Origin of the sequence: Corynebacterium cystitidis, assembly GCF_900187295.1 — a bacterium.
In the GTDB taxonomy this organism is placed as follows: Bacteria; Actinomycetota; Actinomycetes; order Mycobacteriales; family Mycobacteriaceae; genus Corynebacterium; species Corynebacterium cystitidis.
In genome coordinates this window covers 1,266,950-1,287,419 of the sequence record NZ_LT906473.1, presented here as the reverse complement: position 1 = coordinate 1,287,419, position 20,470 = coordinate 1,266,950, and the positions used below count along the sequence as shown (strand labels likewise).

Genomic DNA, 20,470 nt, shown 5'->3' with positions numbered 1-20,470 from the left:
CGGCCCGGCGCTCGGCGCGGCCGGTGCCGTTTTACTCCGCGGGCAACGCCTTCTCAATGGCCTCGGTGATGCGCACGATGGCCGAATTCCCCACAAACTGCGGCATACTCACCGCAACATTGGCCTCGCGCCCCAACGCGAACCAGGTCGATGCCGTCGAGCCGTTAATCAGCTGGGTGTCTTCAAACCACGTCACGTCATTGATCTGGTGCAGCTGCTCGCCAGGCTGGTAGTTCTCGGGATCGGCCACACCACAGCGCAGCACAATCGATTCTGCGCCAGGAGCCGTCCACACCGCCGTGTCCGGGTCGAGTTCCGCGCCACCAGTGTTGGCCGCCAGCGGGGAGTATCCGTCTGCCACGTCCTCCGGCAACGTTTCCATCAGCGTGGCACATGCGCCGGCGACGCTAGCATCGCCAGCAGCAAGATTCGACAGCGGCGCCGGATAAGGTTCCACCTCACGCTGCTCCAACTGGCCGACGGGCACGTTCTCTACCGGATTCTCGGCGCCACCCAAGGCGTGGTCATCAGCAGTCACAGCCACAACGGGGTAGCGGTCCACGGTGTACCAGGTGGACAGAGTCGATTCGGGCGTGTAATCGTCGACACGCAACCACTCCACACCATTGATCTGTTCGGTCTGCGCGTACTCGTCGTACTGCAGCGGGACCGCCACACCACAGCGCAAAGTGATGCGCTCAATCTCGGTGGTTTGCCACGCAGCTGCACCGGCGGGCTTAGGTTCGGTGAGTTCGGCCCGGTCGTGGCCTAACAGCTCATCAGGCAGGTCGTCGATAAGCGACTGGCACTGCGGCGAATCCGCCTCGGGCGCATCGACGGCACCCATCGCTACCGGAGTATTCGTGGCCTGGTCGAAGTACCATTTCGCGCCGAATAAAACCGCAACCACGAGCACAATCGCGATTGCCAGGCTGATATAGACCGGAGTGCGGTTAAATTGGAGGCCGTCGCACGATGTATCGTCAGACATACCTGATAAGTCTACTGAAAGGCCTGCCCTTTCCATGATTAGCATGGGTTTTCCCACAACCGGCCCGACCGTCGGTGAAGTCGGTGAGCGTGCCACCATCGATACGATTATGGCCGCCGCACCGTCGCACATCAACGGCGACGACGCAGCGGTCCTACACCACGCTTCGCCCAATTCACGCGCCGTGGCCACCTCCGACATGCTGGTGGAAGGCCGCCACTTCAACCCGGCGTGGACCACCCCCTACCAGGTGGGCCGGAAAGCGATCGTGCAGAATTTTGCTGACGTTGAGGCGATGGGGGCGCGCCCGCAGGCCGCGCTGCTGGCAATTTCCGCCCCCGAGTCCACGCCGCTGGCCGTTATCGAAGGCCTGGCGCAGGGCATTGCGGCCCGGTGCGATCAGTTTGCCGCGGAGCTGGTCGGCGGCGATCTCACGGCGGGGCAGCAGCTGGTCCTGTCGGTCACAGCGATTGGTTCGCTAGGCGGTAACCTGCCGGAACTGGCCCTCGATGCGGCCCGTCCCGGCCAGCGTGTGGTGGCGCACGGCAGGATCGGCTATTCCGGGGCGGGGCTCGCCTTGCTGGCATCCGGCATTAAGGTACCGGAGCGTCTTCATCCGCTTATCGACGCCCACCAGGCCCCCGAACTAACACCGGGCCGAGGGGTGATCGCCCGCAGTGCTGGCGCTACTGCGATGACCGACAACTCGGATGGTCTCGTGCACGACCTCGGCATCATCGCGCGGCGCTCGGGTGTGGGCATTGATCTTTCGCCCGTGGCCATCGCCCCGGATGCGCTGCTGAAAGAGGCCGGCGAGCTGTTGGGTGTAGACCCGTGGCAGTGGGTCCTGTCCGGCGGGGAGGACCACACGTTACTGGGCACCACCAACGGGAAAGCGCCGAGCGGATTCCGCTCCATCGGGCAAGTAACCAAGGGCCAGGGCGTTACGGTGGACAATCGCCCGCCCACCTACAAAAAAGGATGGCAAAGTTTCTCATGATTAATACTCCGCTTCCAGTTCACGAGTCGTGGAGGCCGGTGCTTGAACCGGTCGCCGAGCAGATCCACCGCATGGGCGACTTTTTACGTGCCGAGCCTGCGTACCTGCCCGCCGGCAAGGATGTGCTGCGCGCGTTCCACGACCCGTTCGACGCGGTCAAAGTACTCATCGTCGGCCAAGACCCGTACCCTACGCCCGGCCACGCGATGGGATTGAGTTTTTCTACCGCCCCTGGCGTGCCGGCCCCGCGCAGCCTGGTCAACATTTACGCCGAGCTTAACGACGACCTCGGCGTGGCCCCCAAGGCCGATGGGGATCTCACCGCCTGGGCCAATCAGGGCGTGATGCTGCTCAACAGGGTGCTCACGGTGCGCCCCGGCGAGGCGGCCAGCCACCGCGGGAAGGGCTGGGAGTTGGTGACCGAACACGCCATTGCTGCCCTGGCGCAGCGCGATCAACCACTGGTGGCAATCCTGTGGGGCCGCGACGCCCAGACCGCCCAGCAATTTCTGGGGGATACGCCGTGTATTACCAGCGCACATCCATCGCCGCTGTCGGCGCGCCGCGGTTTTTTCGGCTCTCGGCCTTTTTCACGGGCGAATGCCGCGTTGGAACAGCAAGGTGCAGCGCCTGTGAACTGGCAGCTGTAAGCTTAAGACCCATGTCCTATCCTGTTGAGCTCGATGGCCCGCGCCTGCGCGCGTGGGCCGCCCACGCCGCCGACGAATTAAACCGCCGCCGCGCGGAGATCAACGCGCTCAACGTTTTCCCCGTCCCCGATGCCGACACCGGATCCAACATGGCCCACACCATGGCAGCTGCCGTGGAACAAGTCGCCACGCTTGACGACGATGCCCCCGCCCCCAAAGTGGCCGAAGCCTTGGCCACAGGCAGTGTGCGTGGCGCGCGCGGTAACTCGGGCGTGGTGCTGTCCCAGGTGCTGCGCGGTTTGGCGCAGTCGGCTTCCGCCGGCCCAATTGGGGCAGAGGCCATCGCCCGCGCTCTGACCATGGCTGTGGAGTTCGTTGATCGGGCGATCGCCGACCCCGTGGAGGGAACCGTGCTCACCGTGCTGCGTTCTGCTGCCACAGCGGCGAGCGCAACCGCCGACGGGTCTCTTCTCTCAGTGACCACCGCCGCCCGCGACGCCGCGCGTACAGCCCTGGCCAATACCCCCTCCCAGCTCGACGTGCTGCGCGAGGCAGGAGTAGTCGACGCCGGGGGAGCCGGGCTCGTCGTGCTGCTCGACACTCTCCACCAGGAGGTCACCGGGCAAGTATCGGAGGGTTCGTCGTTAAGCACCGAGCCAGTACACGCCCAGGGCGAACTCGAAGTCATGTTCTTTTACCGCGGAGACATCGCCGCGCTGGAAAAGCGCCTTGCGGAGCTGGGTAATTCGCTGATGGTCGCCCGCGCCAGCGACACCGAAGCGACAGTACACATCCATTCCACAGAAGCAGGCACAGTCATTGAGACAGCGTTCGCCCACGGCGAGGTCACCGACCTGCGCCTGGAGATCCTGCCCGAAGGCCCGCGCACCACGACGCCAGAACGCGCGGTGCTTGCTGTCACGCCGCCGGGCTCACTGTCGGAGCTTTACCAACAGGCCGGCGCCTGGGTCATTGCTCCCGGCGACAACGTAGTCAGCGACATCCTCGCCACAATCCGCGCCTCTGGAGCCCAGGAAGTAGTCCTGCTGCCTAACGGCTTGGTACCCAACCGCGCCCTTGTAGCTGTGGAGAAGGCCACCAGCGCGTGCGAGCAGTCGATCATGCTGCTGCCCACCGTGCGGTTGGTGTCCGGGATCGCGGCGCTGGCGGTACATGACCCGAACCAACCGTTGGCTACCGCGTCCTACACGATGAGTGAGGCCGCCGGAGAGATGCGCACCGCCGTCGTCACGCGCGCAGAACGCGCAGCCCTGACCCAAGCAGGCGCGTGCGCGAAAGGAGACATGCTGGCGCATTCCCACGGCGATATCGTCGCGGTGGGCGACACGCTCGCAGAAACCGTCGTGGCGTGCTGCCACCGCCTGCTGGAATCCGGTGGGGAGCAAGTAACACTGCTGGTGCATGCAGACCACACGATGAACGACGCGCTTCACGACGATGCCCTTGCCACCGCACTCGGTGTCGACGTGGTGGTTTATCCCGCTGACGGGCTCAATGTTGAAGCGGAGATCGGGGTGGAATAGGCGATGCTAGGGTTTCGGGACACGCGCCAACTCGGGCAGGTGCTGCCGCTGCCACAGGCCAGGAAGATCACGAAACACCTGGGAATGAGCGAATGCCAACAGCTGCTCGAGCACTACCCGCGGAAATACTTGCACTACGGCAGTTCACAGGCGCTGCTGAGCGCCACCGAGGGCGACACCGTCAGTTTCATGGGCACCGTGGTGGACGTGACCAAGCTGTATCCCAAGGGTAAATTTCTGCTCAAGATCACGCTTGACGACGGGCTATCCCAACTCGAGGCCAGCTTCTTCAACGCCCGCTACCTGGAGAACTTGCTGACGGTAGGCACACGATTAATGGTCACCGGCGCCTTGAAGTTTTTCCGTGGACAACCGCAACTGTCGCACCCAGACTACGTGTTTTTGGACGGCACAGGGAAAGCCAGTGGGGCCCTGCTGCAGCTGGGCAAATTCGGCGACTTGGGTGAGATGTTGGACGGCCGCGACTTTCTGCCCGTCTACCCAGCGGTGCGGGGGGCCAGTACGTGGACGATCATGGGGGCGGTGCACAAAATTCTGGAATCAATCCCGCCGCTGGACGAGCCACTCGGCGACACCCCCGACGGGTTCATTGCCTTCGACGACGCGCTGCGCCACATCCATCAGCCCGGCCCCGCTGGCCCAGCGGAGGCGGTGCGCCGGCTGAAATATAACGAGGCTATGTCAATCGCCTTGGTCATGGCGCTGCGTCGGGTGGACGCGAGCCACCAGACCGCACCGGCGCTGCCACCGGTAGAAGGCCGCGACCAAAACGCCATGGTGCGCGGACTACCGTTTCCCCTCACACGCGGGCAGCAGCAGGTGGTCGCAGAGCTTTCCGACGACCTCGCGCGGACCCGCCCCATGATGCGCCTGCTGCAAGGTGAAGTTGGCTCCGGAAAGACCATCGTTGCCCTGCTGGCCATGCTGCAGGCCATCGACAACGGAAAACAGTGCGCGTTGCTGGCCCCCACCGAGGTGCTGGCGATGCAGCACGCCCGCTCCCTGCAGATCACGCTGATGGACGCAGGTGTGCCCGTCCGGGTTGTGGCCTTGACCGGGTCGATGACCACCAAGCAGAAACAGGAAGCACTGCTGGCTATCGTCACAGGTGAAGCAGATATTGTCGTCGGCACGCACGCCCTGATCCAAGACTCGGTGGACTTCTTCGACCTCGGCTTCGTCGTTGTCGATGAGCAACACCGCTTCGGCGTAGAGCAACGCGACCAGCTTCGCACTAAAAATGAACGCTACACCCCCCACATGCTGGTCATGACGGCCACCCCAATCCCGCGCACCATCGCCATGACCGTGTTCGCCGACCTCGAAGTATCCACGCTCCGTGAGCTACCGGGCGGGCGTAAACCAATCCAATCGTCAGTGGTGCCCGAATTTTTCCCCAAATGGGTCGCGCGTGCCTGGGAGAAAATCAGGGAGGAAGTCTACGCCGGCCACCAAGCATACGTGGTGTGCCCACGCATCGAAGGCGACGGCGGGGTGCTGGAAGTCGCCGAGCATGTGCACAACACCGAGTTCGCCGGGCTGACCGTAGGCGTGCTCCACGGGCGGATGAAAGGCGACGACAAAGACGCCATCATGAAAGACTTCGCCGCCGGCGGCATCGACGTGCTTGTCTCTACCACCGTCATCGAGGTCGGCGTGGACGTACCCAACGCCACAGTGATGCTGATCCGCGAGTCCGAATCCTTCGGTGTGTCCCAGCTGCACCAGCTGCGCGGGCGGGTTGGCCGTGGCGGGCACAAGTCGCTGTGTTTATTCCACACGCTTGCCGACGAAGGCACACCCCAGTTCCGCCGTGTGGCTGCCGTCGCCGACACCTCCGATGGTTTCGAACTCGCCGAGCTGGACTTGGCCACCCGCAGCGAAGGCGATGTGCTGGGAACATCACAATCCGGCACCGAGCGACGCCTCAAGCTACTCAGCCTCACCGAAGATTTCGAGATCATCCACCGAGCGAACGAGGACGCAGAAGTATTCGTCGATAAGCACCCCGAGCAAGCCCGAGCCCTCGTGGCTGACCTGGAACAGGAAGACCTGGAATACCTCGAAAAGAGCTAACGGCGGGCACCCACGCGCGCCGACTATACTTGGCCGGCATGAACCGCATCATTGCCGGAGAAGCCCGTGGCCGCAAAATCAAAGTACCCCCTGAAGGCACACGCCCAACATCGGACCGTGCCCGCGAAGGCCTGTTCTCATCGCTGGACGCCCGCTTCGGATTCCCGGGGCAAATAGTCCTCGACTTGTTCGCCGGGTCGGGTGCGCTGGGGTTGGAAGCCGCCTCGCGCGGTGCCGACGAGATCGTGCTGGTGGACAATGACCCGCGGGCTGTGGCCATCATCGAACACAACGCCGACGTGGTCGGCCACCCGCACGTCACCATCGAACCGGTAGCCGCATCGACCTATCTGGCTCGCGCGCCCCGCGACTACTTCTCCATGGTGCTAGCCGACCCACCCTACGAGCTTGCCGACGAATCCGTCGTAGAAATGCTCGAAGCGCTGAAGCCGGCGCTGGTGGACGGGGCGGCCGTAGTCGTCGAAAGGCACCGGGAATCGCCGGAAACTGCCTGGCCGGCAGGCTACACTCCGACGGGGCAGAAGCTGAAGAAACGGCTGTACGGCATCGCGCGCATGGACATGGCGGTGTATGAGAAGCACGACCAGCATGACCAGCACGAAAGGAGTAACTAGATGACGATCGCGGTCTGCCCCGGATCCTTCGACCCCGTTACTAACGGTCACCTCGACATCTTTGCTCGCGCTGCCCGCAACTTCGATGAGGTGACCGTGCTCGTCACAGGTAACCCCACCAAGCAGACCGGACTGTTTAGCATCGAGGAGCGCGTTGAACTGATCCGCGAGGTCACCGCCGATATCACCAACCTGCGCGTGGATTTTTGGGGCGGGCTGCTGGTCGACTACACCACCAAGCATGGTGTGGGCGCGCTGGTGAAGGGCCTGCGCTCCTCGCTGGACTACGACTATGAGCTGCCCATGGCACAGATGAATCGCCGGTTGTCGGGGGTGGAGACTTTCTTCCTCATGACGGATGAGAAGTACGGCTACGTTTCGTCGTCGTTATGCAAGGAAGTGGTCAAGTACGGCGGCGACATCACCGGGTTGGTTCCTAACGCCGTGCTGCGCGCAATGAATGCCAAGTATTTGTGATCTTGCGTATTGTTGCGTTCCTCACCGTGCTGGGGGTCGCGTTGGGCAACGACGTGTAGCCGTTCAGATCCCCCTTTATTTGTGGTGGGGTTCTGGACGGCTGTTGTCGTTTGGTGGTGGGCTAGGTTGGTGTGGGTGTTTGGTCGGGTGAGCCGCGTTGGGTGTATTTTCGGCGCACTGGTGACAGGGTGGCTAGCTGGTGGTTGTTGGCTTTAAGTCTGCCGCCAGGAAGGATCCGGTGGGGGATGCCACCGGCGTTGGTGTAGTGTTCTTCGGCGCCTGCTTTCCCGTTGTGGTATTTGCAGAGCAGGCACATATTGGTGAGCACACTGAGCCCACCTTTGGAGTGCGGGATATTGTGGTTGATTTCGCAGTAGGCGGCTGGGACTGAGCAACCTAACCCGGCACACACTGTTTGGTTGGCTTCTAATAAGGCCCGGTCTTTGGTGGTGCCATGTCTGCTGAGTGCTTTGTCGACTGCGGCCTGCGGGAGGGCAGGCTCGCCGGCCTGGGCGCGGCGGGCTTGTTCTGCTTCTAACTCAGCACGGGTGTTGATTGTGTTGTCCCAACTCTCTAGTGGGTTGTTGGCATAGGCTAGGCCGATTGCCCCATGGGCGGGGCTTAAGCCGATGATCTCTAAGCGGGGGTGGATCTTTTTGCTTAGTGCTTGGGTCAGTGGCATGGTCGCGCCAGTGGTAGAGACCACCGTGGGGTCAGAGGTGTCGCCGTCAAGCAGTGCGGTGAGGTCATCGAGCCAGACCAGCAGTTTCATCACGTAGGTCGGTTCAGCAGCACTGGTGGTAGAACCTGGGGTGGTGTTGATCAGGTCGTGGAGGGTGCGGGTGGCAGCGTCGGCGGTGGTGATGCCATCAGCGTGGGCGCGTTCGCGTACAGCGTGTTCGAATTCGCGGATAGTCGCTGAGTTACCGCGGATGCTCATGGAGGATTCGCCGGTGGAGTGGTTGGTGACTCGGAAATTCTTCTTTGGTTGTGGTGCGGGTGCGTCGCGGTTGTAGTGGGCGAGTTTCTTTTTGGCGTAGTCGGCGAAGTCGTATTTGTTCTTCCTGCCGGAAAACCGGGTGAGGTCGTGGCGTAGTGCCCAGGCCTTGGTGTCGTCGTAAAGCTTGCTTACTGCTTTTTCGATGGCGTGCAGGCGGTGGAAGCCGAGCTGGTTGTTGGTGGCGTGGCTGCGGGCTTCGTATTGTTTGCGTGTGGAGGTGGTGGTGCCGTAGTAGATCTCGTAGAGGGCGTGGGCGTTGTCAACAGCGTCTGGTTCCACCCCGGCGGCGATCAGGTCCGCGGGTGGCTGCAGGTCAGCAAGCAGGGTCATGGCTGCTGTGCTTTCCTGTCGGAGCATGTCGTTGATGTTCACAACACTGACGTTATGGTGTGAGCTCCTCGGCCACCAGGGGCGAGTACACAATGTCCGAAATCTGTGGAAAACAACATTTCTATCCACAGAAAAACACATCACCCGAAGATCGTGCCGAAAACGGGGTATAATTCCCCGGTCTTTATGCCAGCGCTTCCGGCAACGTAAGTGGTTTTAGAAGATCCTGGAGAGGAACTCCCGGGTGCGCTCCTCCCGCGGATTATCCAACACCTCAGCAGGCGTCCCATACTCCACGATCACGCCACCGTCCATAAACGCCACGTTGTCAGCCACCTCGCGGGCAAACGCCATCTCATGGGTGACAACCAGCATGGTCATGCCGTCATCGGCAAGTTGGCGCATGACGCGAAGCACCTCGCCCACCAATTCTGGGTCGAGAGCGGAGGTGGGTTCGTCGAAAAGCATCAATTTGGGGTCCATTGCAACGGCGCGCGCGATCGCCACGCGCTGCTTCTGCCCACCGGACAACTGGGCGGGGTAGGCATCGGCTTTCGCCGCCAGGCCGACCATGTCAAGCAGCTCCCTCGCCCGTTTCTTCGCGGATTCGACGGACTCGCCCTTGACCTGCACGGGGGCCTCGATGATGTTTTCCAGAGCGGTGCGATGCGAAAACAGGTTGAAAGATTGGAAGACCATACCAATTCCGGTGCGTTGCTTCGCCGCATCCTTCTCGCTGATCTCGTGCAAAACACCGTTTTTCTCGCGGTAGCCGATCAGCTCGCCATCAACATAGAGGCGCCCCGCCGTGACCTTCTCTAAGTGGTTCACGCAGCGCAGCAAGGTGGACTTACCGGAACCTGACGGCCCGACCAAACATGTCACGTTGCCGGCGGGGACCTCCAGGTTGATGCCTTTGAGCACGTCAAGGCTACCGAAAGACTTCCATACCCGGTCGGCCTTAATCATGGGCACAGATGGTGCAGACATTACTTGTTCCTTTCGACGACATTGACGTTGCCGGGGACGGTGCCCTCGGCGTCGGCCAGCGCTGCGAGCTGGCGGGCCGTCAGCTCACGGGTGGCGCCCTTTTCAAAGTGCTTCTCCAGGTAGTGCTGGCCTACCATCAGGATCGAGGTGATGGCCAGATACCAAGTGGCGGCGACCAGCAGCATGGGGACCGGCTCGAACAGGGCGGCGGCGATGTCCATGGACCGGCCGTACAGTTCCAGTGAGTACGGCACCGCAACCACCAGTGACGAGGTTTTCAGCAGGGAGATGAACTCGTTACCGGTGGGCGGGATGATGATGCGCATCGCCTGGGGCAGCACGGTACGACGCATGGTTTGACCCCAGCTCATACCGAGGGCTTTCGACGCCTCAACCTGCCCCTCTGGCACCGAGGACACACCGGAGCGAACAATTTCGGCCATGTAGGCGGCCTCATTCAAGCCGAGGCCCAGAACTGCAAGCATAAACGCCGACGAGGTCAGCGCCTCCAACGAGATCTCGGTAAAACCAAGGTTGATCGACTGGTACAACGCGCCTAGCAAACCCCAGAACATCAACTGCACATACACTGGGGTACCGCGAAAAACCCACAGGAATACCCAGGCGACGGCCTTAAAGATCGGGTTGTCACTCATGCGCATCACAGCAAGCAACACCCCGCCGACAACACCGATGATCATTGCCAGAATGGTAATTGCAATGGTGTGCAGCGCCGCAACGGCGATGCGCGTGTCAAACAAATACGCAAAGTAGGTGTCCCAACCGTACGCCTCATTGCGGGCGGCACCGATGACAAACCACACCACCAGTGCGATGATGACGGCGGCGAGCACCCAGCGTCCGGGGTGGCGCAGCGGCTTGGCCTCAATACGCTCGATGCTTTCCGGGCGGGAGTGCCCCGCGCTTTGCTGAGATGTAGAAGCCATGGGTTACAGTCCCTCCACTGGTTGTTCGTTGATAAGTGCCTCGTCGAGAAGCCCGTCCTCGATTGACCACTGCGCCAAAATACGTTCGTAGTCGCCAGTATCGATTAGGTGCTGCATAGCCGCTGCCATGGCTGGGCCGAGATCGGAATGTTTCGGAACGGCAAAGCCGTAGGGAGCCGCGTCGAACATGTCTCCGACCAGCTCCATTTTTCCTTCGGAGCGGTTGACGGCCCAGGCGGTGACAGGGGAGTCGGCGGACAGGGCGTCGGCACGCCCGACCAGCAGTGCTAGGGCTGCGTTATCGGAAGTGTCGTAGCTGAGCACGGTTACCGGGTCTTCGCCGGCGTCCTCGCAGGCTTGGGCTTTGGGGCGCACATCGTCAGTTTCGGAGACGGTGGTGCGTTGCACAGCGACGGTCAACCCGCACGGCCACGCAGGGTCAATGTTGTCGCCTGGCTGCTGCGCCCACTGGATACCCGCGTAAAGGAAGTTGACAAAGTTGTAGTTTTCGCGCCGCTCAGGGTTGTCTGTGAACCCGGACATGCCGACGTCCACCGTGCCAGCATCAACCGCTGGCAGAATCATGGCGAAGTCTTGCTCCACGGGCTGGAATTCCAAGCCCATGATGCTGGCAAGCGCGTGGCCTAAGTCCATCTCCACACCGATGATCTTGCCGGTAGAGTCTTTGAACTCGAACGGGGCAAATGGCGGATTTGTACCAGCGGAGAGCACGCCGTCAGCGGCAACGTCCTCGGGTACCATCGCGGCGATCTCGGGCACTTCCTCAGGCAGGATTTGTTCCCAGCCGTTCGGGTTGCCCCCCTCGATGTTGGTCACGCACCCGGAGAGCAGGCCGGTGGTGGCCAGTACGGCCACCGTTGTGACGATCTTTTTCATGCTCACACACCTTACCTGCCAACAGGCTGACAACCAGTAGCCGGGGCGGGCAAGCAGGTGGTGTCGTCGTTAAGCGCGAATCGACGCCCGCTACATGAGCGGCAACAGCGACGACACGGCGTAGATCACTGCGCCGATAACAAACGTGGCCGCAACGCCGATCGCCCAATCAACGGCTAGCCGGGAGGAACCTTCGGCGCTGAGCTCAGGGTCGCCGGACGACGCTTTTTCTGCACCTGAGGATGTCCATTCGGCGTAGTCTTCGAAGGAGTCGACGCCTTTCATGGAGGAGCCGCGAGATGATGCGTCGTTGAGCTTCTCAGTGCCTATATCAGACGAGGTGTTAGACGAGGTGTCCGAAGAAGAGTTGTCTTTTACTGCGGCACTACCGGTGGTTTGCGCCTGGGCGGCAGGAACGGCGGCGGTGATGAGCATCGCGGCGGATACTGCGGCGAGCAATGGGCGAAGAGGTTTAATCATGGAAGCAATCTTAGCGCTTTCCCAGCTTTCGTCGTATTCGGGCGGGCAGCCCCAGGCGGGCGAACTAGTGGGGTTGGTTGACCTCGACTACTTCGGCGTGTGTTTTTGCCTGCTTGTAGCGGTCCGCGATGAGGAATAGGGCGACTATTACTGCGCCGAGCACCGCCATGCCCACTACTGGGCCAATATTGGTGGGTGCGGCACCGGGCCATGGCCATAGTGCGCGTAGCGAGCCGAGCATGAGGCCCGCCATTGTGGCAAGCGTGATGTTGCGGTGTTTGTTCATCAGCCAGCTGAGGACACGCACAAATAGCAGAAGGCCGGTTGCGGCGCCGGCGCAAAAGACGAGGATGATGGTGATGTCGTGGTCCGAGACTGCTTTGATGATCGGTTCATACAGGCCCATGGCCAGCAGCAGGAAGGACCCGGATAGGCCTGGCAGCACGAGGGCGCAGATGGCCACGGCGGCGGCGAAGAAGATCACAATCAGTGAGGGGTTGTCGACGGGGGTAGAGGTGTAGCCGGTGGCGAAGAAGGCGACGATTGCGCCGACGACGAAGAGCGCCAGCAAACCCCAGTGCGCTTGACGACGATCCATCATTCCGACCGGCACGATGATGGAGACTGCCACCATGCCGAAGAAGAGGCCGTTGGCTAGTTCGGTGTACTCGGTGACGAAGATGTGCATCACTGTGGACATGGTGAAGATGGCGGTGATCATGCCTGCGCCTACCATGAAGAGGAACAGCCAGTCCACCTCACGCAGTTTCCGGCGCATAATCAGATCTGCGTTGTTCAGGGCTTTTTCGTAGATGCCAACGATAAGAGCGATTGTTCCGCCCGAGATGCCGGGTACAAGCTCAGCAAGCCCGATGAGGAAACCGCGCACTACGTCGAAAATGTATGACAGTATGTTGCGGCGAGGTTGTGGGCGGGCGGGAACGCGGGTGGAGGTGCTGGATTCCGTAGTCATAAGCCAATGATTTTAGCCCATCCGGGCAGCGTGGATGGGGACCGACATCACGGGTTTGACGGTGAAAGCTGTCTATCTTTGTGTCCGAGAGGTTTAGCTGTTTCCTACCAGCGTGTCGATGTCGACTGTCTGGAATGGGTCGCCACCCATAACAGTGCCCTCGGTGCGCAGTTTCAGGCGTTGGCTTACTGCGTCGTAGGCTTCCGGAGTGAGGCCGTAGAAGAACACGCGTGGCAGAATCGAGGCAGCGTTATCCACGTATGCAGTGGCAAACTCATTGAGTGCCGCGTTGGTTTCCAAGGATTCCGCGTTGATGTAGATAAATAGTGGGCGCACCAGTGGCTGGTATGTGCCGCTTTGCGCGTTAGCGAGAGATGGTTCCACACCGTCGACGGCGATGGTCTTCATCTTGTTGCGGTCTTCTTCGGGTGAGTTGAGGTAGTTGCCCACACCCATAAAGCCCAGCGCGTTCTCATCTTCAGCGATCCAGCTGGATAGCTCTCGCATGTTATCGGTGGTGCGATAGTCTTCGCGGATGGAGTTCGGTTCACCATTGACTTGGGCGGTGAAGTAGGAAAACGTGCCTGAACCGTCGGGGCGGCCGGCAAGGGTGATTGTGTCGTCGGAAAGCCCGTCGCGCATATCAGCCCACGTGGTGATCTCCGAGTCTGCGGCGCACATGTCGATGTAGTCCTGGGTGATCGCGGAGGACGCGTTGTTGATGTCGGACTTGCCGTTGCAGAATTGCTCGAAGCCGTCGTAAGTACCGTCGGAGGTCATCTCAAGTTGTGCTTTGTGCTCGGTGGCGGCCAGCTGCGTAATTGGTTCGACGGTAGCGGATCCAGTCACGCGGATGGCTTCGCCGTCGCTTTCCGACGAACAACCTGCCAACATCACAGCGGACGCGGTCAGGAGGGCAGCGACGATTTGGGTGCTTTGAGGCGGATTCCAGTGTGTGGTGCGGTTCATGGATTACTGCGCTTCCTTCTTTGCTCGCTTCGCGCGGCGATCTTGGAGAAGTTCTTCCATCAGGAGCTTGAGGTTGGACCATTTGCCCTGTTCGACGGTGTCGAGAAGGTGCGGGAGGTCGTCGATCGCTTCGTGCTGGCGTTGCAGGCGGATGTCCTCGCGTAGCGCATGGGAGAGGGCCTCGGTTTCGGCGAGGATTTGTTCCATTTGCTCGATGTCTAGGGGGTTGTACTGGGCGTGATTGTGTTCGGTGTTCATCGGGTTGGTCCTTTCGTCGTGACGTGCTGGTACCTTAGAGCAAGAGGCTGGCACCGATGAGAAGGCTCGGTAGAACAAGGAATACGCCGACGACCCAGGCCACGACCCACATCTTGTTCTGCGAGCCGGCCTTAGCCAATGTGTCTGCTGCCTTGGTTGGCACGCGCCGCATACCCGGGATGAGGAACACGATGGCTGCCGCGGTGAGGTTGAAGAGCATGTGCACCAAGGCTGCTTGCAGGGCGGGCTGAGCATCCACGCCGGAGAATGCGAATGCTGCCAGAAGGGAGGTTATCGTGGTGCCAATATTCGCGCCAACGGTAAATGGCAAAACCTGCTTCAACGTGATGGTGCCTGCACCAGCCAGTGGCACCAAGAGGGAAGTGGTGGTGGAGGATGATTGAACCATCGCGGTGACCAGGGTGCCAGAGACGATCCCAGACAGGGGGCCACGGCCCAACGTTGTGTGCAGGACTTCCTTCGCGCGGCCGACGAGGACTGATTTGAGAAGGTCACCCAAAAGGTTGATTACGAAGAGGATTGCTGCAACACCAATGACGATTAGCAGCATGCCACCCCATGGTGGAGGGAGGAGATCGCTGAGTTTGGAGAGCTGGTTCGCCAGCGGATCGGTGACAAAAGAGATGGCCGATCCGATGCCTCCGAAGAGGGTGGCGATGATGCCGCCGTCGGTGTCCGACAAGCGGGTGGAAAGCCACTCGGACGTTTTGTCCAGGTAGCCAGTGAACATTTCCAGCGGGAACAGGATCAGCACCGCGAGTAGGTTGTACATATCGTGCGTGGTGGCTGCTGCGAAGGCACCGCGGAAGGACTTCTTGTCTCGCACCATGCCTAATGACACAAGGGTTGAGGTCAGTGAGGTGCCCATGTTGGCGCCCATTAACATCGGGATGGCGATGCTCATTGGCAAGCCACCGGCGACTAGGCCGACCACGATGGAGGTGGTCGTGGATGATGATTGGATCAGCGCGGTGGCCAGCATTCCGATCATCAATGCGACCAGCGGGTTAGACGCGAACGAGAACAGTTGCTCGGCCTGGTCGCCGGTGGCGGACTTGAAACCGTCACCGATCACGCTGACCGCAGTGATGAGGAAGTAGATGCACAGGGCTACGGCAACCCAGTTGGCAATGTGGAGGGACTTACCACTGAGGCCGAAGCGTTCTAATGGAGATGGCTTGGCCCCGTCACCGTCAGCGTTATGGTCCGCGCCACCTTTGTCTTTGTCTTCGAGTGCTTCCTCTTTGAATCGGGTCGAGCTCATAACCTTCTCCTTAAGCTAAAGCTGGTGGTTGGCTGAAAGCCATAGGAATCCTCTTCCTAGGGTGAAGGATGAAGGTAAACATCAGGCCAACTCAATATTAAAGCTGGCTGATATTACGGTGATGTATCAACGAGGAGGCGATTCAGTGTGCCCGCTACTGCGGCTAGTAGCAGGGGAATTAGAGCCCTGGACAATGGCAGGTTTTGCTTATTTGTTTCCACAACGTACCCAGCTCAGCCGCCCGTCGTTCCTGAAGTAAAGGACTATTCGCTGTGAATTTCTTTAACGGCAACCGCAACGATTCGAAAGTTAAACCGCCACCTACCTGCGTAGATGGCGGTTAGTGTGTGCCCCTGGTGAGACTCGAACTCACACTGGACGGGTTTTGAATCCGTTGCCTCTGCCAATTGGGCTACAGGGGCTGTAGCGGTATTCAACTCTAGCGCACGGCCCGACTGGACGGAAATCGCATGGTTGGAACGCGGTTTGGCCCGTGGTGGGGCCTGCGTCTGAAAGCTCCGCGCGGTGGTAATCGGGGTGCAGGCTAGACTGGCAGCCGTGACTGAAAAACGCCTTTTGCTTATCGACGGACACTCCATGGCCTTCCGCGCTTTCTACGCGTTGCCAGCCGAAAACTTTTCTACTAGCGGTGGACAGCACACCAACGCGGTGTATGGTTTTCTTTCAATGCTGGCGAATATTCTCGCCGACGAGAAACCGACTTACGCGGCTGTTGCGTTCGATGTGGGCCGCAAAACGTTTCGCACCGAGATGTTCCCGGAGTACAAGGCGCAACGGGAGGCCAGCCCCGAGGAATTTAAGGGCCAGGTCCCGCTTATCGACGACATCCTGAATGATCTGGGGATCACCACGCTATCTGTGGAAAATTATGAGGCCGACGATATTGTGGCCACGCTTGTTACCCAGGCGAAGGCGGCCGGTGATTTTGAGATTTTGATTGTTACCGGTGATCGTGATTACTTGCAGCTTGTCGACGACACAACCACGGTTCTCTATCCCACCCGCGGTGTGTCCACGATGACGCGGTTCACCCCGGAGGCTGTCAAGGAGAAGTATGATCTGACACCTGCCCAGTACCCGGATTTTGCAGCTCTGCGCGGCGACCCGTCTGATAACTTGCCCAATATCCCTGGTGTGGGTGAGAAGACTGCTACGAAGTGGATTAATCAGTACGGCGACTTGGAGACGTTGCTTGACCACGCCGATGAGATCAAGGGTAAAGTTGGCGACAACCTCCGGGAGCGCCTGGACCAGGTGCGCATGAACCGCAAGCTCACCCAGATGGTCTCCGATATGGAACTTGGTGTTGCACCGGATGATCTGGAGCTTAAGCCCGTGGACGTGGGCACGGTGGCTACGGCGTTCGACGAGCTGGAGTTTGGTGTGAACCTGCGTGAGCGCGTGCTAGCAGCAGTACCCACTAGCGGTTCTTCGACTGATGCACATAGTGCTGATTCCGCGGCCGGTGGCAGCGTACAGCTGCCCGACGTGGTGGTATCTGATGAGCCATTGGACCAGTGGCTAAAAGCACGCGAGGGTCAAGGGATGGCAGTGTTTTTCGTCGGCAAGGGCGAGCCGAACCGCGGGGATGCAAGCGCGGTAGGGATCGTCGATAAGAAACGCGACGGTGTGGCGCGCGAGCTTGCTGAGCTGAGTCCTGCAGAAGACGCGGCTTTCAAGGCGTGGTTGGAATCGAATTCGCCGAAGTACTTGCATGAGGCGAAAGCGGCGTTTCATATGTTGGCTGGTCGCGGGATTGAGCTGAACGGGATTGCGCACGATACGGCGATCGCGGCGTACCTGTTGCGCCCGGGCCAGCGCACCTACGAGCTGCGCGATGTGTATCAGCGCCATCTGCAACGCCAGTTGGCGGAGGCCGGTGAGCAGTTGAGTTTGCTGGGGGATACGTCGCTAACAGATTCCGCTGTCGCGATTTTGGAGTTAGCCGAGGAACTGACCAGCCAGCTCAAGGAGATCAATAGCTTCGACTTGTACCAGGACCTAGAACTGCCTTTGGTGTCTATCTTGGCGCGCATGGAAAACACCGGCATAGCGATGGATGTGGACGTGCTGGAAGACCAGCTGAAAACGTTCACGGACCAGGTCGCACAGGTGGAGGAGGAAGCACGCAGGCTGGTCGACGAGCCCGATCTGAATTTGTCCAGCCCGAAGCAGCTGTCCGTGGTGCTTTTTGAAAAGCTGGATCTACCCAAAACCAAGAAGACGAAGACCGGTTATTCAACGGCGGCTAAGGAAATTGAGGCGCTGGCGAAGAAGAACCCGCACCCTTTTTTGGACCACCTGTTGGCACACCGTGAGTACCAGAAGATGAAGTCCACCCTTGAGGGCCTGATCAAGACCGTCCAGGACGACGGGCGGATTCACACTACGTTTAACCAGACGGTCACGTCGACTGGCCGGCTCAGCTCTACCGACCCGAATTTGCAGAATATCCCGGTGCGTACTGAGGCAGGTCGCAGAATCCGTTCGGCGTTTGTGGTGGGCGAAGGCTTTGAGACGCTGCTGACGGCCGACTACTCCCAAATTGAGATGCGTGTGATGGCGCACCTGTCGCAGGATCCGGGACTAATCGAGGCGTACAAGGAGGGCGAGGACCTGCATAATTACGTTGGCTCAAAGGTGTTTGATGTGCCGATCGACGAGGTGACCTCGGAATTGCGCCGCCGTGTGAAAGCCATGAGCTACGGCCTGGTGTACGGGTTGAGTGCTTTTGGGCTATCGGGCCAGTTAGACATCAGCCCTGGAGAGGCAAAGCAGATTATGGAGAGCTACTTCGACCGCTTTGGTGGTGTGAAGAAGTATTTAGATGAGGTGGTGGAGCAGGCGCGGCGTGACGGTTACACGTCTACTGTGTTTGGTCGCCGCCGCTATCTGCCGGAGTTGACCAGTGATAACCGTGTGGCCCGCGAAAATGCTGAGCGTGCCGCCTTGAACGCACCGATCCAAGGTACCGCCGCCGACATTATTAAGGTTGCCATGATCCGCGTGGATGCGGCACTTCGCCAGCGTGCGCTGGCCTCGCGCGTGTTGCTGCAGGTCCATGACGAACTAGTGGTAGAGATCGCCCCCGGTGAGCTGGAAGAAGTTCAGCAGCTTGTCGAGGCTGAGATGGACAATGCGATTACGCTGCGCGTGCCCCTCGAGGTGTCGGCCGGGGCCGGGAAGAATTGGGATGAAGCCGCGCATTAAAGATTGACGAAAGGGAGTATGCCACTAGAGGCATACTCCCTTCGGCTGGGTTCCGGCTGTTACTTGGCGCTGGAACCTTTGTTTCCGTCTTTGCTCGATCCGGACTTCGAATCCTGATCGGCGGCGGTCTTCTTACTGCTTAGCTGTTCGCTGCCGAATTTCATTATGCTGCTCAGTGGCTCTTCGCTCTGTTGGACAATGCTGCTGAGAGGCTCTTTGCTGAACTCGGCAATGCTGCTGAGTGTGTCTGCTCCGTCGGAGATGCTGCTACCAAAAATGGTCGAAGTCCCTGTGAGAAGAGACATGATCACCTTGAGGAACATTGATAAAGATGACATATTACCTTCCTTGACGTATTGACTAAATGGACAGTTTTATGAAACTTCATCAAAGGAATACTTGCAAGTCTCAATTGGTTTTTTACCAGCTAAATGTACATATATTTTCATTCATGGGGTACTCTAGTTGGTTGGGATTTTGGTTGATAAAGGGTGTGCTCTCAGGGGAATAAATATAGTTATCAATCATTCGTTTAATGGGCCGTAAGGGGTTTCTGTTCACCTTAATGCACCTCAGGTACGGTGCTTTTGTCGTCCTAAGAGGTGTCTATTGATTGAAGGTTAGTGTTTGGTCTTGTCGAGAATGCGTTAGATAATTAATTCTCAATTCAATTTCTGCGTAGGACTACCCCCGGGGGTGGTTAATCTCGCCCAAATCTGTGGCTAAAAGACTTCATCATTGAAATCAATCTGCGATTAAAGTGGTCTGCTGCAGGTTATGAAAATCGCGGTGCCGGGGAAGATGTGTCCACGTTCGGGTGACCACTGGCCCCAGTTCTCGGTCAGTTCTTCGGGCCATTCAGGTTCAATCACGTCGACGAGTTCGAAGTCTGCCGCACGGATTGCTCGGACCCAGTCGCCAAAGGTGCGGTGGTACTCGGCATATACCAGCGCCCCGGTGTCGTCGTATTCCTCATACTCGCGGGCAAAGTAGGAGATCTCGGCGGTAAAAGAGGAAGGATCATCAGGAAACACCCACCGCATTGGGTGGTTTACGGAGAAAATGAAGCGGGCGTCGGGGGAAAGAACTCGCCGAATCTCCTGTAGGGCAGCCACCTCATCGCGGATAAAGGGTAAGGCGCCGAAGGCGGAAAACGCTACATCAAAAGCGCCCGTGCGGTAAGGAAGTGCAAGAACATCGGCCTGCACTAGTGGCACTGCACGTAAGGAGTGGGAGAGCATGCCGGCGGAGATGTCGAAGGCAGTTACAAAAGCGCCGGGTTGGTCGTCGGCAAGCCATGTTGAACAGGGCGCGGAGCCACAGCCTACTTCTAGGACGCGCTTGCCGACGACATCCCCCAGCAAACGCGCATTTTCTTCGGAGAGCATCTCCGGGCACCAGTTGAAACCGGTCAGGTATGCGGGGTGTTCGTCGTGGTAGCGGGCGGCATCGGAGTCCCAATAGGTGCGGTTAGCGTGTGAGGGAGTGTTCACAAGAAAATTCGCTTCCAAATCATTTGCTCTAGCTGCATAAACGGACTATTGTGGGGTAAGCGTGTCTATGTTTCGAGACGACCTGGGCGGCAATAGGAGCGCCTGAGCGCCATCGGAACGAGATTGAAATCCCAGCTTAGCACGGCTATTTCTAGCTGCTTCGCGCCGGTTTTGAGAGATACGTTTCTGTCCATTTTCGACCTCCTATCCGTTTCGGAGCAAT

Annotated in this window: 19 protein-coding genes and 1 tRNA gene; 7 read left to right on the top strand and 13 right to left on the bottom strand. The window is 59.6% G+C overall.

The window, feature by feature from the left end:
- Nucleotides 1-31: 31 nt before the first annotated feature.
- Nucleotides 32-991, bottom strand: coding sequence for a DUF3515 domain-containing protein (locus tag CKV99_RS06030; RefSeq protein ID WP_092260075.1), 960 nt, complete (start codon nt 989-991; stop codon nt 32-34).
- 34 nt (nt 992-1,025) lie between these two features.
- On the opposite strand from CKV99_RS06030, the gene CKV99_RS06025 reads away from it, so the two are divergent.
- The 6 genes from CKV99_RS06025 to coaD are packed head-to-tail and all read left to right on the top strand — an operon-like array spanning nt 1,026 to nt 7,394.
- Nucleotides 1,026-1,991 carry a thiamine-phosphate kinase gene (locus CKV99_RS06025; protein WP_092260073.1) on the top strand — a complete coding sequence of 322 codons (966 nt, stop codon included), beginning with the start codon at nt 1,026-1,028 and terminating at the stop codon, nt 1,989-1,991.
- A complete protein-coding gene (locus CKV99_RS06020; RefSeq protein WP_092260071.1) occupies nt 1,973-2,641 on the top strand; it encodes a uracil-DNA glycosylase in 669 nt (222 codons plus the stop codon). The genes CKV99_RS06025 and CKV99_RS06020 overlap by 19 nt, the downstream gene beginning before the upstream one ends.
- Before the next feature lie 11 nt (nt 2,642-2,652).
- On the top strand, nt 2,653-4,185 hold the full coding sequence (locus tag CKV99_RS06015; RefSeq protein WP_092260069.1) for a DAK2 domain-containing protein: 1,533 nt from the start codon (nt 2,653-2,655) through the stop codon (nt 4,183-4,185).
- A 3-nt stretch (nt 4,186-4,188) separates the two neighbouring features.
- Nucleotides 4,189-6,282 (top strand): ATP-dependent DNA helicase RecG, encoded by a 2,094-nt coding sequence (locus CKV99_RS06010; RefSeq protein WP_092260067.1) that lies wholly within the window; start codon nt 4,189-4,191, stop codon nt 6,280-6,282.
- Between the two features lie 38 nt (nt 6,283-6,320).
- Nucleotides 6,321-6,917, top strand: a complete 597-nt coding sequence (locus tag CKV99_RS06005) for an RsmD family RNA methyltransferase (RefSeq protein ID WP_092260143.1) — start codon at nt 6,321-6,323, stop codon at nt 6,915-6,917.
- Nucleotides 6,918-7,394 (top strand): pantetheine-phosphate adenylyltransferase, encoded by a 477-nt coding sequence (gene coaD / locus CKV99_RS06000; protein WP_092260065.1) that lies wholly within the window; start codon nt 6,918-6,920, stop codon nt 7,392-7,394.
- Between the two features lie 121 nt (nt 7,395-7,515).
- On the opposite strand, the gene CKV99_RS05995 is transcribed toward coaD, so the two are convergent.
- From CKV99_RS05995 to CKV99_RS05950, 10 genes are all read right to left on the bottom strand, one after another.
- Nucleotides 7,516-8,766, bottom strand: coding sequence for an HNH endonuclease signature motif containing protein (locus CKV99_RS05995; RefSeq protein ID WP_092260063.1), 1,251 nt, complete (start codon nt 8,764-8,766; stop codon nt 7,516-7,518).
- 174 nt (nt 8,767-8,940) lie between these two features.
- Nucleotides 8,941-9,714 carry an amino acid ABC transporter ATP-binding protein gene (locus CKV99_RS05990; RefSeq protein ID WP_092260061.1) on the bottom strand — a complete coding sequence of 258 codons (774 nt, stop codon included), beginning with the start codon at nt 9,712-9,714 and terminating at the stop codon, nt 8,941-8,943.
- Nucleotides 9,714-10,661: an amino acid ABC transporter permease gene (locus CKV99_RS05985; protein ID WP_092260059.1), complete on the bottom strand. Its 948-nt coding sequence runs from the start codon at nt 10,659-10,661 to the stop codon at nt 9,714-9,716. The genes CKV99_RS05990 and CKV99_RS05985 overlap by 1 nt, the downstream gene beginning before the upstream one ends.
- A gap of 3 nt (nt 10,662-10,664) precedes the next feature.
- A complete protein-coding gene (locus CKV99_RS05980; protein ID WP_092260057.1) occupies nt 10,665-11,558 on the bottom strand; it encodes an ABC transporter substrate-binding protein in 894 nt (297 codons plus the stop codon).
- A gap of 90 nt (nt 11,559-11,648) precedes the next feature.
- On the bottom strand, nt 11,649-12,038 hold the full coding sequence (locus CKV99_RS05975) for a hypothetical protein (protein ID WP_092260055.1): 390 nt from the start codon (nt 12,036-12,038) through the stop codon (nt 11,649-11,651).
- A 64-nt stretch (nt 12,039-12,102) separates the two neighbouring features.
- Nucleotides 12,103-13,011, bottom strand: a complete 909-nt coding sequence (locus CKV99_RS05970) for a DUF368 domain-containing protein (protein ID WP_092260053.1) — start codon at nt 13,009-13,011, stop codon at nt 12,103-12,105.
- Nucleotides 13,012-13,104: 93 nt separating this feature from the next.
- Nucleotides 13,105-13,980 carry a substrate-binding domain-containing protein gene (locus CKV99_RS05965; RefSeq protein WP_092260051.1) on the bottom strand — a complete coding sequence of 292 codons (876 nt, stop codon included), beginning with the start codon at nt 13,978-13,980 and terminating at the stop codon, nt 13,105-13,107.
- A 3-nt stretch (nt 13,981-13,983) separates the two neighbouring features.
- Nucleotides 13,984-14,238 carry a hypothetical protein gene (locus CKV99_RS05960; protein WP_092260049.1) on the bottom strand — a complete coding sequence of 85 codons (255 nt, stop codon included), beginning with the start codon at nt 14,236-14,238 and terminating at the stop codon, nt 13,984-13,986.
- Between the two features lie 34 nt (nt 14,239-14,272).
- Complete coding sequence (locus CKV99_RS05955) at nt 14,273-15,523, bottom strand: Na/Pi symporter (RefSeq protein ID WP_092260047.1); 1,251 nt, start codon at nt 15,521-15,523, stop codon at nt 14,273-14,275.
- Between the two features lie 348 nt (nt 15,524-15,871).
- Nucleotides 15,872-15,945 (bottom strand) — tRNA-Leu (locus CKV99_RS05950).
- Nucleotides 15,946-16,120: 175 nt separating this feature from the next.
- Here CKV99_RS05950 and polA point away from each other — a divergent pair.
- The gene (polA, locus tag CKV99_RS05945) at nt 16,121-18,754 is read left to right on the top strand and encodes a DNA polymerase I (protein ID WP_231910226.1); all 2,634 of its coding nucleotides are present in this window, start codon (nt 16,121-16,123) and stop codon (nt 18,752-18,754) included.
- A gap of 59 nt (nt 18,755-18,813) precedes the next feature.
- Here the strand turns inward: polA and CKV99_RS05940 are convergent, their stop codons facing one another.
- Both CKV99_RS05940 and CKV99_RS05935 read right to left on the bottom strand, forming a co-directional pair.
- Nucleotides 18,814-19,092, bottom strand: a complete 279-nt coding sequence (locus CKV99_RS05940) for a hypothetical protein (protein WP_143063460.1) — start codon at nt 19,090-19,092, stop codon at nt 18,814-18,816.
- A gap of 417 nt (nt 19,093-19,509) precedes the next feature.
- Nucleotides 19,510-20,247: a class I SAM-dependent methyltransferase gene (locus CKV99_RS05935; protein ID WP_092260041.1), complete on the bottom strand. Its 738-nt coding sequence runs from the start codon at nt 20,245-20,247 to the stop codon at nt 19,510-19,512.
- Nucleotides 20,248-20,470: the final 223 nt, after the last annotated feature.